This is a genomic window from Pantoea sp. CFCC18179 (assembly GCF_059412405.1).
Genome location: NZ_JBNBPM010000021.1, coordinates 1 through 15,845 on the forward strand (window position 1 = coordinate 1; position 15,845 = coordinate 15,845).

Here is a 15,845-nt window from a genome sequence, read left to right on the forward strand (position 1 = left end):
CGCTGAGCAAAGGGCTGGATACGGGCGATATCATCGAGTATTCGCTGGACGGCGGTAAAACCTGGCTGGCGCTCAGCGTGGATGCGTCTAACAACTGGAGCTTTACCGACAGCGCGGCGCACACCGCCAGCTGGGAATACCAGATCCGCATCACTGACATCGCTGGCAACGTCAACACGCCGGTGAAACAGACGGTGACGCTGGCTGATATTGCGCCCGTCATTACTGAAATCTGGGATGACGTCGGCGACATTCGCTTAGTACCAAACAAGGGTTATAGCGATGACCTTACGCCGCGCCTGATCGGAACCGGCCAGCCAAATTCGCAGCTTGAAATCTGGGCAAAGTATGGCAATAACAATATTGTCAAAGTGGGCACCGTCGATGTCCAAGCCGATGGCAGCTGGACCTGGACCCAACCCACGCAAATAACCAGCGGAAATGTACGCTATGCGGTCATCTCATCGTCAGGTGTTGACTCTAACGTGTATGACCTCACGCTGGTTAAGCCTCCGACCATTGATAAAGCCTTCGATAACGCCGGAGCGGTAACAGAGTGGCTGGCCAATGGCGCAAAAACTGACGACAGCGCGCCGCGCCTGTACGGCAGCGCGCTGCCCGGCAGCCTGGTTTACCTTTACGACGACGGTAAACTGATTGCCAGCGTTACCGCCAATGCCAGCGGTGCATGGGAGTGGGAACATGCCAGTGGCCTTGCAGAGGGTAAGCACAGCATTACGGTGAAGATGGAGCAAGGAAACTTCAAAAGTGACTTCTCCCAGCCGTGGGAATTCGAATACGTCAGCTTACAGCCAATCAGCTTCACACTGACGCGGATGGAAAAAGATACCGGCTTTAGCCAGAGCGATTTCATCACCAATGATGGAACTGCCAATCGTGAAGTCATCGGTGCCATCAGCCGCGCGCTGGTCGCTGGTGAAACGTTGCAGTTTTGGAATGGCAGCGCATGGATAAATGCTACCGTCACCGGACTGAACTGGAAGGCGCAAGACACTACGGCGCACAACAGTGATTGGCTCTATAAACTTCGCGTGGTTGACGCTTTTGGCAGCCTCTCACCAGAGAAAGAATTCCAGGTCTTTTATGACATCACATTTTCCGATACCCAGATTAAATTTGAATATATGGACAAGGATGATGGTGCAGGGGCTCGCGACTGGATAACCAGTAATGGTAGTGCAGGACGTCAAGTCCATGGCTCAGTAAGCAAGCCCCATATTAAGGGTGAATCAGTTGAGTACTCACTTAATGGTGGAAAAACCTGGAAAACAGCAACGCTCTATGGCAGTGGTGCCTGGCAGTTCAATGACGACAAAGCGCATACCAGCGATTGGGAATATCAGGTTCGAATTATTGATATTGCCGGAAATGCATCTCCAGCATTTAAGCAGACTGTCACGCTAGTAAAACCTTTCACTTACGAGGTTTGGGACTACTTTGGTGGCAGTGACGTAGTTCCCAAGGAAGGCTTTAGTGATGATCGTCAACCTACGTTAAAAGGCACCGGCACGCCCAATCAACAAATTGATTTGGCTTTTGTGAGTAAAAATGGAACTGCGATATTAGCCTCAAAGACCGTCACCATTTCAAGCGATGGGACATGGGAATGGAAGCCGGATGTTGTCCTGCCATTAGGAAAGGTGAACGTTAGTATATTTGCTTCAAACGCGTTTTATTTTCCTATCACCATCGTTGCGCCTCCGACGATTGAAAGTGCATTTGATGACGTTAAAAACATTCCACTGCCTTCTGGCGCAACCAGTGCAGACTATAGCCCAGAATTTGCGGGTAAAGCGCACCCTAAAAGCACCGTGTATATCTATGACGGTGCGAAACTGATTGATAGCGTGAAAGCAGATGCCAGCGGAGCGTGGGAGTGGGAATACGGTGGCGGGCTGAGTGTAGGTTTACACAAAATCAACGTAAAAATGGGGATGGAAGGTTTCCTCAGCTCCTCTTCCGATAATTGGGAATTCATTTATGCTGATCCACTGGTCATCAAATTTAGCAAAATGGATAAAGACACCGGCGTCAGCCAAAGTGATTTTATTACCAATGATGGCACAGCGGGCAGAGATGTCACCGGAACGTTGAGTAAGCCGCTTGAAGTGGGTGAGAAGCTCTATTTCTGGAACGGCAATGGCTGGTCACAAGCGACGCTTGATGGTCTGAAATGGACAGCAAGAGATAACAGCGCTCATTCAAGCAACTGGACTTACAAACTTCAGGTGCTTGATAGCAAAAATAAACTGATTACTGAGCTGAGCAAAAACGTAGTTTTGGATAAAGTCGCAGCAGCGCCAATCATTGAAAGAGCATCTATCGATTTTGGCACTGGCGGTGGATACATCGGTCATTACGGCAGAACCAAAGATAAAACGCCGACAATTGAAGGCCATGTTGAGAAAGGCGCCGTGGTCACTATTCAGTACGGCATTGATAATGGCGCCTGGTTGGGTACGGCTACGGTGCAGGCAGATTCTCAGACCGGAGCATGGTACTGGAAACCAGTTACACCACTGTATAATGAAACATGGGACTTCCGTATTAATTACCTGGATAAAGCGGGTAATGTTAGCGCCTGGTCACCGCAGTTCACCATTGTCGTGGACAGTAAATCTCCCACTGCGATAAGTAATATCGCTGCTGAAGCAGAGTGGGATGGAACTTCAATCAATGGTGTAATTTTGGATGAACAAGCACCAATTACGCTTGCTACGCTGAACGTCACCGGCAGCCATCAGTCGTTGGATTTAACCCAACTACATCAAGGCTTAGCCAGCATTAACACTATCGATTTAACGGGGCAAGGTGATAACCAACTGACTATTAGTGCCGCAGATGTATTGGCATTAGGGCAGCAAGCTTTGTTCATTGATGATGATAAAAAACAAATTCAGGTGAAGGGTAATGCAGGAGACAGTGCCATTCTTGCCCGTCAGTTGGAAAATTTTGATGTCGATGAATGGGTGATTGCTGATGGAACCATTACCTCTTCAGGAATCGAATATCACGTTTGGCAAAATCAGCATTCGGACGTCGAGATTCTGATCCAGGCAGGATTAAAGACCGAATTAATGTAGTCGCAATTCAGTGTAAGCCCTTCACCAGAAGGGCTTTTTCTTATTATCTCAACCCGCCTGTCGAATCCGCGCAATCAACGCATCCACATCGGCAATATGATCGGCAGCCAAAATCAGTGTGCGTCCCAAAGTAATGCAGTGACGAATGCATTCTGTACGCATTATTTCATCTTCGATATTCTTGAAATCGGCCACGTGCGACATGCCAACAGTTCGGCGAATTAATTCGGTGCCGCAGTAGCCAATGGTGTCGCGCCACACTTTCTGCAGGAAGGTGGCGGCATAACCGGGATACGCCAGCGCCACGTCAGTGGTTTTCTCTTGTGCCAGTTCAAGGAAGCGGCTGGAGAAATGAGCAACCACATCATGCACATCGCTCAAACGACGCTCGCGCCCTTCGGCGGCTTCACGCGGCGCTAACAGACCCGGCAAGCAGCAATAGTTGATCAGCAAATTGCCAATCGCGCTGCCAACATCAAAGCCAATCGGCCCAAAGTAACCAAACTCGGCATCAATCACTTTCAGGCTATTATCGGCAACGAAAATCGAGCCGCTGTGCACATCGCCGTGCAGCAAGCCTTCGGCATCGGCAAAGAAGCGATGTTTCAAACCCGCGACGGCAATTTTCAGCGCATCGTCAGTGCGCAAGCTAACCACCAGCGATTCCAGCGCGGCGGGATAGTTATTGCGCTCGTGATCAATGAACGGATCGTTGAAGAACAAATCTTCGGTGATTTCACACATTTCCGGGTTAATGAAACGCGCGACTTCGGCTTTTTTCTTGTGCGGATGCAGGTAGAAATCGGAGGTATGAAACAGCGTCTGTGCCAGATACTCGCCCACCTGACGCCCGGCTTGCGGATAGTACGCGCCCTTGACCAACTCGCCGCGCCAGATTTGATGACTGGAGAGATCTTCCATCACCATCACCGCCAGTTCCGCATCGTAATGCGTGACGTTAACCGTGTGCTGCGGGCAATGTTGGTAATGCGCAATCAAGGTTTGTGCTTCGAGGCGCGCACGATCCAGCGTCAACGGCCAGGATTCGCCAACGCAACGTACGTAAGGCAAGGCTTGTTTCACTACCACGCGGCTGCGGTCTTGATTATCGAAAATCTTGAATACCAGGTTAAGGTTGCCATCACCGATCTCTTCGGCACGCACCAGCGCAGACGGATCGTCCACACCGCCAAATTTTTTAGCATATTCCACAGCATCGGCAGCGGTGAACGTACGGTATTGCGACATTGCCTGTTCCTCGAAATTCGATAGTAATAAGCCGTTTGGACGTCTATACATCCGTCAAGCATGTTGGCACAATAGCCAGCATTAACGCAACAGGGATTTCACACCATGCAAACACTTCGAACCACCAGCCTTGAGGTCCGCGATAATCAGCTGTGGATCCTTGATCAGCAAGCGCTGCCACAACAACAAAACTGGCTGCCCGCGCACAATGTGGCGCAGTTGGTCGATCATATTCATGCGCTGCGCGTGCGCGGTGCGCCGCTGATTGGTCTTTCCGCCAGCTTGCTGTTAGCGCTGCTCGGCGAGCAAGGCATGCCACATGCTGAGCTGGCGGAGTCGCTGGAAGTGCTGCGTGCGGCGCGCCCAACGGCGGTGAACCTGATGAACAATCTCGATCGCATGAAAGTGGCGTTGGCGGAGAGCGATTTTGTCGCAGCGTTGAGTGCCGAAGCATTGCGGCTGGTGGCCGAAGATAAGCTGTTATGTGACAACATTGCGCGCGCCGGCTGCGCGTTGGTCAAACCGGGCAGCCAGTTGCTAACACACTGCAATACCGGCGGTTTAGCGACGGCTGGCGTTGGCACCGCATTGGGTGTGATCGCTCTGGCGCATCAGCAAGGTTTGGTGAAAAACGTTTGGGTGGATGAAACCCGCCCGTTGCTGCAAGGCGGACGCTTAACCGCGTGGGAACTTGGCGAGCTGAGTGTCCCTTATCAGCTGATCACTGATTCGATGGCCGCCAGTTTAATGGCGCGCGGCGTGGTCGATGCGATTTGGGTGGGTGCGGATCGTATTGCCGCCAATGGTGATGTGGCAAACAAGATTGGTACCTACAGTTTGGCGGTGTTGGCGCATTATCACGGCATTCCGTTCTACGTTGCTGCGCCGCATACCACGCTGGACCGTTTGTGTCCGAATGGCGATGCCATTCCGATTGAGCAACGCGCAGCCAGCGAAGTGACGGGCGTTGCGGGCAGTTTTGGTAGCGTCCAGTGGGCGCCGGAAAATGCTGCGGTTTACAATCCAGCGTTTGATGTCACGCCTGCGGCGCTGATTAGCGGTTGGGTATTGGATACCGGCGTGGTGACGCCTGAACAGGTTAAAGAAGGGATTTTTCAGCCGTAAGATAGAAAAAGGTCGTCATGAATGACGACCCTACAGTTAGCGCAGTGTTGTAGGGTCGGCATTCATGCCGACCTACTTTCACGCCAAACGCGGATAGGCATCGGCAATCTTATCGCCGGTAAAGTTCGCCACCCAGCCTTCCTGATTGTCGAAAATACGAATCGCGGTAAAGTGCGGTTCCGAACCCATATCAAACCAATGCGCCGTTCCGGCTGGNCCAAACGCGGATAGGCATCGGCAATCTTATCGCCGGTAAAGTTCGCCACCCAGCCTTCCTGATTGTCGAAAATACGAATCGCGGTAAAGTGCGGTTCCGAACCCATATCAAACCAATGCGCCGTTCCGGCTGGCACAGAAATCAGGTCGTTCTTCTCGCATAGAATCTGATACACCTCGCCATCCAGATGCAGGCAGAACAGCCCTGAACCTTCGACGAAGAAACGCACTTCATCTTCGCTATGGGTATGTTCATTAAGGAACTTGGTGCGCAGCACGTCTTTTTGTGGATTGTCAGCGCGCATGCTCAGCACATCCCAACTCTGATAGCCCTTCTCTGCTACCAAACGATCAATCGCATGCTGATAAGCCTGAATTACCGTGTCAGAATCAGGATTGCTGCCCAGATCGCGGTCGGCCTGCCAACGCTCAAAACGCACGTTTTTGGCGTTCAGGCGATCGCGAATCGCCTCTGCATCGGTGCTGTGCCACACCGGTTGATCGGCTTCGGTATCGGTAAAAATGGTCAATGCACTCATGTTAAATCGACTCCACTTTAATCTGGGAAAAATCGTTTACCTGGTGATGACGACTGGCGTTATCCGCCTCGCCACGAATTAACTGCACGGTGCGCCAGCCCGCTTCGGCTGCGGCATCCAGTTCCTGATGGATATCCGACAAGAACAAAATGCTGTTGGCTGCCAGACCGATTTGCTCAGCGATGTTGCGATACGACTGCGTTTCACGCTTCGCGCCGACGCCGGTATCAAAATAGCCGCTAAACAGCGAGGTTAAATCACCTTCATCGCTGTAGCCAAATAACAGTTTTTGCGCGGCGACCGATCCGGAGGAATATACATATAGGCCAATTCCCTTTTGCTGCCAACGCTCCAAAGCAGGCAGCACATCTGGATAGAGATGCCCGGTAAATTGGCCTTCGACATAACCGGCGCGCCAAATCATGCCTTGCAACGCTTTGAGGCCCGGCGACTTGCGATCCGCATCGATATAGCCAATCAGCGTATTAATCAGCTCATCAACCGTAGCCTGAGGCGCGTCAGACTCGGCACGCACCGCGTTAAGTGCAGCAACGATCTTGTCGTCGCTCTGGTTTTCACGCACAAAATCAGCCAGATGCTGGCGAGCGTAGGGGAATAACACGTTGTGTACGAACTGGATATCGCTGGTGGTTCCTTCAATATCCGTGACGATGGCGCGAATCATTTGGCCTCCAGCAGGCGACGTTGCAGTTCACATTCAAACAGGAATTCCAGCCCTTCCAGATGGCGGCGCGCTTCATTCACATCTTTGCCCCAGCACGTCAGGCCGTGGCCGCGCAGCAGAAAACCGTATTGCAGCGGCGTTTGCGCGGCAAAAGCTTCAATGCGCTGCGCCAGCGCATCAATGTCTTGATCGTTATCGAACAGTGGAATGGCAACGGCGTTGAGATGCGAATCCTGACCAGCGAGGGTTTTCTGCATTTCGTAACCGCTGAGCAGCAACGCCGCGCCCTTCTCAACGCGTGACAACACCGTTGAATTGACGGTATGGGTGTGCAACACCGCGCCCGCCTGCGGGAATAGACGATAAATCAGCGTGTGCAGCCCGGTTTCCGCCGACGGCTTGCGCCCGGATGGCACCGCGTTGGTGGCAATCTCCACCTGGATAAAATCATCACGCGTTAAGCTGCCTTTGTCTTTGCCAGACGCGCTAAGCAGACAATATTCCGCATCCTGACGTACCGACATGTTGCCGCCGGTCGCCGGTGCCCAACCTTTGCCACCAATCCAGTGGCAGGCGGCCACTAAATGTTCCAGTGGGAGAAAATCCGTCATAGCGATGTATGGCTCCGCAGGTGAGTTTAGACGTCTAAGCGTCTCGATTGCCAAATATTAACATCCTGTTTATAGTGGCAGCAACACAGGGTTACTCCGCATCGACATTCGCGCTTAAGGCCACAAAACAATGACGCAGCACAACCTGATCCCCGAGAGCAAATTACCGGCGCTCGGCACCACCATTTTTACCCAAATGAGCGCGCTGGCGCAGCAACACAACGCCATCAACCTCTCGCAAGGCTTCCCCGATTTCGACGGTCCACGCTATTTGCAGGATCGTCTGGCGTATCACGTTAGCCAGGGCGCGAACCAATATGCACCGATGATCGGCGCACTGCCATTGCGCGAAGCGATTGTCGCCAAAACTGCTGAGCTTTACGGCCACTCGCCAGACGTCAACAGCGACATCACCGTCACCGCAGGAGCCACCGAAGCGTTATACGCCGCGATCACCGCGCTGGTGCGTCCGGGCGACGAAGTGATCTGCTTTGATCCGAGCTACGACAGCTACGCGCCGGCGGTGCAACTGGCAGGCGGCGTGCTAAAACGTATCGCGCTGCAACCGCCTGGTTTTCGCGTGAATTGGTCCGCATTTCGCAGCCTACTGAGCGCCAAAACACGCTTGGTGATTCTGAACACGCCGCACAACCCTTCCGCCACCGTATGGCGCAAAAGCGATTATGCCGAGTTGTGGCAGGCGATTGCCGAACAGGAAGTCTATGTGCTGAGTGATGAAGTTTACGAGCACATCTGCTTCGTCGAAGAAGGCCACGCCAGCGTGTTAGCGCATGCCGAACTGCGCCAACGCGCGATTGCGGTGTCATCGTTTGGCAAAACTTTCCACATGACCGGCTGGAAAGTCGGTTATTGCATCGCACCGGCGGCAATCAGCGCGGAAATCCGCAAAGTGCATCAGTATCTGACTTTCTCAGTGAACACGCCGGCGCAATTGGCGATTGCCGACATGCTGCGTCAGGAACCTGAACACTATCGGGAACTCCCGGAATTCTACCGCGCGCGCCGCGACCGCCTAATTCAGGCGCTGGCTAATAGCCGCTTCAAGGTGCTGCCGTGTGAAGGCACTTATTTCTTACTGGCGGATTACAGCGCCATTTCCGATCTCGATGATGTGAGTTTTTGCCAGTGGCTAACAAAAGAAGTCGGTGTGGCGGCGATTCCGCTGTCGGTATTCTGCGCCGATCCGTTCCCGCACAAGCTGATTCGCCTGTGCTTCGCCAAACAGGAAGCGACGCTGGACGCTGCTGCAGAACGTTTATGTCAGCTTTGAAAATTACGCTGCTGCAAGAAAACCTCAATTGGATGGATGGCGCAGCTAATCTGCGTCATTTCGATGGTGTGCTGAAAGGCATTGAAGGCCGCGAACACTTCCCGGCGTGGCGCGATGCAGATAGTTTTACGTTGTAAAAAACGCAGGGAGATACTCCCTGCAGTTCAATGCACTAACCCAACAAATTCAGCGCCATCTTAGCAATGCCATTGCCTTGATTTAACATCGCCTGGCTGCTTTGCATCAGCATATTCATGCGAGTCATCTTGGTCACTTCCATTGCGAAGTCGGCATCAACGATAGTGCCAATATTGATATCGGTGTTGTCACGCATATTGCTCAAGTTAGCGTCAGTATATTGCAAGCGATTGATGTTAGAACCAAAATCACTGCGTACTGCCTGAACTTTTTCTAAAGCTGCGCTGACGAAATCAATATTTTCATTGGCGGTGACCGAATCTTCCAACGCGCCAGGATTACCTGGCACGGTCACCAGGTTTAACATTGCATCAACTGATTCTTGCAGTTTGGTGTCCAGATTCACTTTCAGCACTTCATCGCTTGAACTACCAATCTGAAATTGAACCGTTGAAGTGAATTTACCTTTAACTTCTGGCGGGATAACACTTTGCAGCAGCGGCTCAGAACCGTACTGGGTGTTACGCATGATACTGTCCATTTCGCTGAACAAAGCATCATACTCCGATTGCATCGCACTGCGATCTTCAGCGCTAAAGCTGTCATCAGCCGCTTGTGTTGAAAGTTCTTTCATACGCTGTAGTACGTTGGTCACTTCTTCCAGCGCACCTTCACCCATTGACATCATCGCACTTGAACGCGCGATATTATGCTTGGCAACCGTCATGCCATTGGATTGCGATTTCAAACGAGTGGCAATTTGCAGACCTGCCGCGTCATCCGCTGCGCTGTTAATGCGCTTGCCGGTTCCCAAACGCTGCATTGCAACGCTGAGCGCATCCGTCGCTTTGCCAAGCGATCGGGATGACGTCATGCTTATTGCATTAGTAAACATCGTTATTTTCATAAAATTTTAATCCTACTGTTATGGCTCCATTATGAGCCTATTACGCACCTACTTAAGAGCGTCACAGCGGTCGGATTATTTAATGTATAGCTCGCTAAGTCTCAGCTTTGAGTCAGGTCTTACCATTATCAAACCTCTTTAAGAAATTAATCGGAGGTTAAATCTTAATATGTAAAATTAAATATTACTGGTTTGTGATTTTTAGATAAAAAAAAGGCAGCGCTATGGCTGCCTTTCACTTCATGAGCGCTTAACGCCATTACAGCTCGAAGCGATCCAGATTCATCACTTTGGTCCATGCAGCAACGAAGTCGGCAACGAACTTCTGTTTGGCATCGCTGCTGGCGTAAACTTCAGCCAGCGCACGCAAAATCGCATTCGATCCAAACACTAAGTCGGCACGTGTGGCGCTAAACTTAACTTCGCCGCTTAAACGATCGCGGCCTTCGAACAACTCTTCGCTTTCATCGCTGGCTTTCCATGCGGTGCGCATATCCAGCAGGTTAACGAAGAAATCGTTGCTCAACACGCCCACGCGATCGGTGAACACGCCATGCTTGCCGCCGTCGAAGTTGGTGCCTAACACACGCAGGCCGCCAATCAACGCGGTGAGTTCAGGTGCGCTCAGCGTCAGTTGCTGTGCTTTATCAAGCAGCAAAGTCTCGGTTGAAGAGCCTTTGGCAACGCGGCGATAGTTGCGGAAGCCATCCGCCAGCGGTTGCAGCACCGCAAAAGATTCAACATCGGTTTGATCCTGACGCGCATCAACACGGCCAGGCGTGAATGGCACTTGGGTGGTGACGCCCGCAGCCGCAGCCGCCAGTTCAATACCGACACTACCGGCCAGCACGATCACATCAGCCAGCGACGCTTTGCCTGATTCTTGCTGAATCTTCTGCAAGATTGGCAGCACATCAGCGATGACGCTGGCGTTGACCGCCCAATCTTTCTGCGGCGCTAACGCCAGACGCGCACCGTTGGCGCCACCGCGTTTGTCGCCACCACGGAAGGTGGAAGCCGACGCCCAAGCGACTGAAACCAGTTGGCTAACGCTCAGACCCGAAGCGGCAATACGTCCTTTCAGATCGCTGATATCAGCAGGCGTTGGCTGATGTGTGGCTTGCGGTAACGGATCCTGCCACAGCAGATCTTCCTTCGGTACTTCCGGGCCGATGTAACGCGCTTTTGGTCCCATATCGCGGTGCGTCAGTTTGAACCACGCACGGGCAAAGGCTTCGTTGAACGCCTGCGGATCGTTGAGGAAGCGGCGCGAGATTTTGCCAAACTCTTCATCGAAACGCAGCGTCAGGTCGGTCACCAACATGGTCGGTTTGCGTTTTTTCTCTGGATCGAACGGATCCGGGATAATCGCTTCGGCATCGGCCGCTTCGAATTGAATCGCACCCGCTGGGCTGCGCGTCTGTACCCATTCGTATTTGAACAGGTTCTCGAAGAAGTAGTTGCTCCACTGCGTTGGCGTTTGCGTCCACACCACTTCCAGGCCGGAAGTAATGGAATCTTTACCCACGCCGCTGCCGTAGCTGTTGCTCCAGCCAAGACCTTGCGCTTCAATCGGTGACTCTTCGGGATCGACACCTACGTGGCTGGCTTCTGCCGCACCGTGGGTTTTACCCAAGGTGTGACCACCGGCGATCAGCGCGACGATCTCTTCGTCATTCATGCCCATATTGCCAAAGGTAGCGCGAATCGCTGGTGCCGCTGATTTCGGATCGCCGCTGGCTTCCGGGCCTTCTGGGTTGACGTAAATCAGGCCCATTTCGGTGGCGCCGAGCGGTGCATTCGCCAAAGCTTCAGGATGGCGATGCGCCAGCCATTCGGTTTCGTGGCCCCAATCGACATCCATATCCGGTTCCCAGACATCTTCACGACCGGCACCAAAACCAAAGGTACGGAAACCGGCGTTTTCCAGCGATACGTTGCCCGCCAGAATATACAGATCAGCCCAGGAAATTTTCTGACCGTATTTTTGCTTCACCGGCCACAGCAAGCGACGCGCTTTATCAAGGCTGACGTTATCTGGCCATGAGTTGAGCGGCGCAAAACGTTGCTGACCACGACCCGAACCGCCGCGACCATCGATGGTGCGATAAGTCCCCGCGCTGTGCCACGCCATGCGAATGAACAGCCCAATATAGCTGCCCCAGTCGGCTGGCCACCAGGATTGCGAATCGGTGAGAATGGCGCGGATATCGGCTTTTAAGGCGGAGTAATCGAGTTTGCTGAATTCGTCGCGGTAATTGAAGTTGTCACTGAGCGGGTTGGAACGGTTGGAGTGCTGGTTTAACAGATCGACACGCAGCATATTCGGCCACCAATCTCGGTTGGATGTACCGTTGCCTGCGCCGCGTTTTAATACACTTTTTTCTTCAGTCGCCCCGTGATGAAAGGGGCATTTTCCTGCTGCATTGTCATTATTATCATGTGTGCTCATTTTGTCGGCTCCATTACATTGGCTTCACAGTGTGCAGTTACTATAACGACACATAATGATAGTTTATAAACGGATGAACCGACGGTTTTGATAGTTATTGTCTTTCAAAAACAGGAATGTGATAGGGCGCAAACAATAGAGTAAAGGTTGGTAGTGGTCACCATGAATGGCGACCCTACAGGACAAGCGAAGATTAACTACCGCGATAGGTGGACCACGACCACGGGGAAATCAGGAAAGGCAGATGGTAATGGCTGCCGGATGCGCCAATCACGAAATCGATTTGCGCACTAACGTACAGCGCATCGCGCCCTTCAGCGGCAAAGTAATCACCAATCTCGGCGGTTAAACGATAATGACCGGGTGCCAGTGGTTCCGGTGTGAGATCTTTGATGCGGCCATCGCTGTCGGTTTCGCCTTCGGCCAGTGGCAACCACCCTTCCGGGCTGTTTTGTTCCAGCGAAATCGCAACGCCAATTGCCGGTTTGCCCAGCGCGGTATCGAGAATATGCGTGGTGATGGTGCTCATGTAATGCTCTCCTTCAACCGTAACAAGGTGATTTCACTGAGTTGCTTCAGCGCTTCCTGTTGTTCTCTTTCAGCATCATTATTTAGCCGACGCTGCAATTCGGCCAGCATCTCTTCACCGCTGCGCCCTTTGGCGCGAATCAAAAACACGCGACCAAAGCGCTGTTCGTAAGTTTGATTGCCCGCCAGCATCGCCAGTTGCAGCGCGCCATCGGCCTGCTGCATCGCCGCCTGCTCATTGCGCGACAATGCCGCTTCTTTACTTGCACCAGCAACTTTGTCGCCAATGCGCGGATGCGCGCTGAGCGCCTGCTCCAGCTCGTCGGCTTGCCATAAAGTCGCCAAGCGCTCGGCTTCAGCATACAACTCAGCTAGTGTTGCATAAGGTCGCGCGGTCACCAGCGCCTGTTGCCAGCCGGGAATTGCCACACAATGCGCGATGGCGGCTTGCGCTGCTTCAGGGTAAAGCTGGTTGAAGCTTACCAAATCCATATTTCGGTTCCTTTACCTGCGCGCCAGATCGCACACCGCTTGCAGATACGCCTGCACACCCAACGCCACGTCAGCGGCCTGCACGGATTCCGCCGGATGATGACTAATGCCGCGATGGTTGCGCACAAACAGCATGCCAACCGGCCAGCGTTCGGCGATGGCAATCGCATCGTGCCCCGCGCCGCTTGGCAACGACACGCTGCGCCCTTGCACGGTTTCCACCGCGTGACTCAACGCTTGCTGCAAACGGGCATCACATCCGGTAGCGGCAATGCGGTAATACTCGTTGGAGCTAAAGGTTAAGCCGCGACGCAGCGCAATCGCCTGCGCCTGCGTCAACAAGGTGGAGAGCAAACGCTCCAGCGGCTCATCCTGCGGACCGCGCACATCAAGCGACAACTGCACTTCGCCCGGAATCACGTTTACCGCACCCGGCAAGCAGCTCAAGGTGCCGACCGTCGCCACCAATTGCGGATCGTGTTCGGCGGTGGTGTGTTCGATAAACACCATCCACTCAGCGGCGGCGGCCAGCGCATCTTTGCGATGTGTCATCGGCACAGTGCCGGCGTGTCCTGCTTCACCGACAAAGCTGCAATTCAGGCGACGTGCGCCGTTGATCGCCGTCACCACGCCGAGTGCCAAATCTTCCTGTTCCAGACACGGACCTTGTTCGATATGCAGTTCAAGGTAAGCGGCGATGTCATTAACCTCACGCGCCGCGTCGAGAATTTTCGCCGCATCGAAACCGACATCCTGCATCGCTTCCGCCACCGTGATGCCGTTGCCATCGGGATGCGTCACCCAACTTTCCGGCCAACTGCCGGTGATGCCACGACTGCCGAGCAGCGTAATGCCAAAGCGCGTGCCCTCCTCGTCGCCAAAACCGACAATCTCAATCGCCAGCGGTAAACGTTGCTGATGATCGTGCAGCCACTGCACGGTTTCGATAGCACTTAATACGCCAAGCATGCCGTCATAGCGACCGGCATTGCGCACCGTATCGAGATGTGAACCAAGCAGCAATGCTTGCGCGCCGGGTTCGGCGGCTTCGTAACGGCCACAAATGTTGCCAACCGCGTCTTGCCACGTGCTCATGCCCGCCGCCTGCATCCATTCGCCAACGCGCGCATTGGCGCGCAGCTGTTCTGGCGACAGATACACCCGCGTCAGGCCGTCTTCGCTTTCACTGATCTCAGCCAGCGCGTCACAGCGCGCCATGACGCGCGCGGCAGCGGATTGCGCCTCGCTGGCGGTCATCAGGCTTTTATTCATGCGCGGCTCCCATACAGATCCCACGCGGCCTGCATTGCGGCGCCTTGCGTGGTGCGGAAACCAAGGTGATTGAGTACCGCTTCCAGCGCGCTTAACGTCATCATCACGCAGTCTTTGCGCGCGTTGTAACCCATAGTGCCGATGCGCCACACTTTGCCGTGCAGCGGACCAAACGAGGTGCCGATTTCGATACCGAAATCTTCCAGCACCAGCTTGCGCACCTGATCGCCATTAACGCCCGGCGGGATCACCACGCCCAGCACGTTGTTCATCTTGTGGTTGAGATCGCCAAAGGTTTCGAGGCCCATGCCCTGAATGCCTTTCAGCAGCGCATCGCCGTGCAGCTTGTGACGCGCGATGCCGTTATCCAATCCTTCCTGCATCATCAGGCGCGCACACTCACGCGCACCAAACAGCGCGGTAGTGGCTTCGGTGTGGTGATTGAGGCGTTCTGGCCCCCAATAATCCATGATCATGCCGAGATCGAAATAGTTGGAGTAGATCATCTCGTCGTCGCCGTCCTGATGATCGGCAGTACGAATGCCCTCTTCCACGCATTTACGTTTGCGGATCACTGCTTCCATCTGCGGACTCAGGGTGATCGGCGAAGTGCCGGACGGACCGCCGAGGCATTTCTGCATGCCAGCCGATACCGCATCCAAGCCCCACGCATCGGTTTCCAGCGCATTACCGCCGAGTGACGCGGTAGCGTCGGTGTAGAACAGCACGCCATATTTCTGGCAAATTGCGCCGAGTTGTTCCAGCGGTTGCAGCATGGTGGTTGAGGTATCGCCCTGCACCGTCAGCAGCAGGCGCGGTTGCACTTTTTTGATCGCATCTTCGATTTGATCCGGCGTAAACACTTCGCCCCACGGCACTTCGATGGTGTGCACCTCGGCACGGCAACGACGGGCGATTTCACACAGCAGATGACCAAAACGGCCAAATACGGGCACCAGCACTTTGTCGCCCGGACGGATCGCCGACAGCAAAATGGCTTCGATACCGGCGCGTGAAGTGCCGTCGATCAGCATCGTCCAGCGGTTTTCAGTGCGGAATACGCCACGGTACAGCGCCATCACTTCGTTCATGTAATGTGTCATCGCCGGATCGTATTGACCAATCAACTGGCTCGACATGGCGCGCAGCACGCGCGGGTCGGCGTTGATCGGTCCCGGCCCCATCAACAGGCGCTGCGGCGGATTGATTTGCGAAAACTGGCTGATATCCATGGTGT

At 53.7% G+C, this 15,845-nt stretch carries 12 protein-coding genes and 2 pseudogenes; 4 read left to right on the forward strand and 10 right to left on the reverse strand.

Annotation, left to right across the window (positions count from 1 at the left end; genetic code table 11):
- The coding region (locus ACPUC7_RS23025) for an Ig-like domain-containing protein (protein WP_494924689.1) at window positions 1–3,104 on the forward strand (3,104 nt) is incomplete at its 5' end.
- 48 nt (window positions 3,105–3,152) lie between these two features.
- Here the strand turns inward: ACPUC7_RS23025 and mtnK are convergent.
- Window positions 3,153–4,352, reverse strand: coding sequence for an S-methyl-5-thioribose kinase (gene mtnK / locus ACPUC7_RS23030; RefSeq protein WP_494924690.1), 1,200 nt, complete (start codon window positions 4,350–4,352; stop codon window positions 3,153–3,155).
- A 105-nt stretch (window positions 4,353–4,457) separates the two neighbouring features.
- Here mtnK and mtnA point away from each other — a divergent pair, with 105 nt between their 5' ends.
- On the forward strand, window positions 4,458–5,477 hold the full coding sequence (gene mtnA, locus ACPUC7_RS23035) for an S-methyl-5-thioribose-1-phosphate isomerase (RefSeq protein ID WP_494924691.1): 1,020 nt from the start codon (window positions 4,458–4,460) through the stop codon (window positions 5,475–5,477).
- Between the two features lie 218 nt (window positions 5,478–5,695).
- Here mtnA and ACPUC7_RS23040 read toward each other — a convergent pair.
- From ACPUC7_RS23040 to ACPUC7_RS23050, 3 genes and pseudogenes are all read right to left on the reverse strand, one after another.
- Window positions 5,696–6,232, reverse strand: a pseudogene (locus tag ACPUC7_RS23040) (1,2-dihydroxy-3-keto-5-methylthiopentene dioxygenase); the annotation flags it as partial.
- A 1-nt stretch (window position 6,233) separates the two neighbouring features.
- Window positions 6,234–6,917 carry an acireductone synthase gene (gene mtnC / locus ACPUC7_RS23045; protein ID WP_494924692.1) on the reverse strand — a complete coding sequence of 228 codons (684 nt, stop codon included), beginning with the start codon at window positions 6,915–6,917 and terminating at the stop codon, window positions 6,234–6,236.
- On the reverse strand, window positions 6,914–7,528 hold the full coding sequence (locus tag ACPUC7_RS23050; protein ID WP_494924693.1) for a methylthioribulose 1-phosphate dehydratase: 615 nt from the start codon (window positions 7,526–7,528) through the stop codon (window positions 6,914–6,916). The genes mtnC and ACPUC7_RS23050 overlap by 4 nt, the downstream gene beginning before the upstream one ends.
- Before the next feature lie 130 nt (window positions 7,529–7,658).
- Between ACPUC7_RS23050 and ACPUC7_RS23055 the strand changes: the two genes are divergently transcribed.
- Together ACPUC7_RS23055 and ACPUC7_RS23060 are read left to right on the forward strand one after the other, a co-directional pair.
- Window positions 7,659–8,819 (forward strand): pyridoxal phosphate-dependent aminotransferase, encoded by a 1,161-nt coding sequence (locus ACPUC7_RS23055; protein WP_494924694.1) that lies wholly within the window; start codon window positions 7,659–7,661, stop codon window positions 8,817–8,819.
- Window positions 8,807–8,914, forward strand: a pseudogene (locus ACPUC7_RS23060) (amidohydrolase); the annotation flags it as partial. The gene ACPUC7_RS23055 and the pseudogene ACPUC7_RS23060, both read left to right, overlap by 13 nt.
- A gap of 77 nt (window positions 8,915–8,991) precedes the next feature.
- Here ACPUC7_RS23060 and ACPUC7_RS23065 read toward each other — a convergent pair.
- From ACPUC7_RS23065 to ACPUC7_RS23090, 6 genes are all read right to left on the reverse strand, one after another.
- Window positions 8,992–9,864: a flagellin N-terminal helical domain-containing protein gene (locus ACPUC7_RS23065; protein ID WP_494924695.1), complete on the reverse strand. Its 873-nt coding sequence runs from the start codon at window positions 9,862–9,864 to the stop codon at window positions 8,992–8,994.
- A 259-nt stretch (window positions 9,865–10,123) separates the two neighbouring features.
- A complete protein-coding gene (gene katG, locus ACPUC7_RS23070; protein WP_494924696.1) occupies window positions 10,124–12,316 on the reverse strand; it encodes a catalase/peroxidase HPI in 2,193 nt (730 codons plus the stop codon).
- Between the two features lie 193 nt (window positions 12,317–12,509).
- Window positions 12,510–12,845, reverse strand: coding sequence for a hydroxyisourate hydrolase (uraH, locus tag ACPUC7_RS23075; protein ID WP_343553497.1), 336 nt, complete (start codon window positions 12,843–12,845; stop codon window positions 12,510–12,512).
- Window positions 12,842–13,336: a 2-oxo-4-hydroxy-4-carboxy-5-ureidoimidazoline decarboxylase gene (gene uraD / locus ACPUC7_RS23080; protein ID WP_494924697.1), complete on the reverse strand. Its 495-nt coding sequence runs from the start codon at window positions 13,334–13,336 to the stop codon at window positions 12,842–12,844. Before uraD ends, uraH begins: the two co-directional genes overlap by 4 nt.
- 12 nt (window positions 13,337–13,348) lie before the next feature.
- Entirely contained in the window at window positions 13,349–14,608 is a 1,260-nt protein-coding gene (gene hpxK, locus ACPUC7_RS23085; RefSeq protein ID WP_494924698.1) for an allantoate amidohydrolase, read from the reverse strand.
- Window positions 14,605–15,840 (reverse strand): pyridoxal-phosphate-dependent aminotransferase family protein, encoded by a 1,236-nt coding sequence (locus ACPUC7_RS23090; protein WP_494924699.1) that lies wholly within the window; start codon window positions 15,838–15,840, stop codon window positions 14,605–14,607. The genes hpxK and ACPUC7_RS23090 overlap by 4 nt, the downstream gene beginning before the upstream one ends.
- Between the last annotated feature and the right edge of the window lie 5 nt (window positions 15,841–15,845).

Excerpts from the sequence above, each read along its gene's own strand:
- mtnK (WP_494924690.1), bottom strand. The coding sequence starts at position 4,352 with ATGTCGCAATACCGTACGTTCACCGCTGCCGATGCTGTGGAATATGCT.
- mtnA (WP_494924691.1), top strand. The coding sequence starts at position 4,458 with ATGCAAACACTTCGAACCACCAGCCTTGAGGTCCGCGATAATCAGCTG.
- mtnC (WP_494924692.1), bottom strand. The coding sequence starts at position 6,917 with ATGATTCGCGCCATCGTCACGGATATTGAAGGAACCACCAGCGATATC.
- ACPUC7_RS23050 (WP_494924693.1), bottom strand. The coding sequence starts at position 7,528 with ATGACGGATTTTCTCCCACTGGAACATTTAGTGGCCGCCTGCCACTGG.
- ACPUC7_RS23055 (WP_494924694.1), top strand. The coding sequence starts at position 7,659 with ATGACGCAGCACAACCTGATCCCCGAGAGCAAATTACCGGCGCTCGGC.
- ACPUC7_RS23065 (WP_494924695.1), bottom strand. The coding sequence starts at position 9,864 with ATGAAAATAACGATGTTTACTAATGCAATAAGCATGACGTCATCCCGA.
- katG (WP_494924696.1), bottom strand. The coding sequence starts at position 12,316 with ATGAGCACACATGATAATAATGACAATGCAGCAGGAAAATGCCCCTTT.
- uraH (WP_343553497.1), bottom strand. The coding sequence starts at position 12,845 with ATGAGCACCATCACCACGCATATTCTCGATACCGCGCTGGGCAAACCG.
- uraD (WP_494924697.1), bottom strand. The coding sequence starts at position 13,336 with ATGGATTTGGTAAGCTTCAACCAGCTTTACCCTGAAGCAGCGCAAGCC.
- hpxK (WP_494924698.1), bottom strand. The coding sequence starts at position 14,608 with ATGAATAAAAGCCTGATGACCGCCAGCGAGGCGCAATCCGCTGCCGCG.
- ACPUC7_RS23090 (WP_494924699.1), bottom strand. The coding sequence starts at position 15,840 with ATGGATATCAGCCAGTTTTCGCAAATCAATCCGCCGCAGCGCCTGTTG.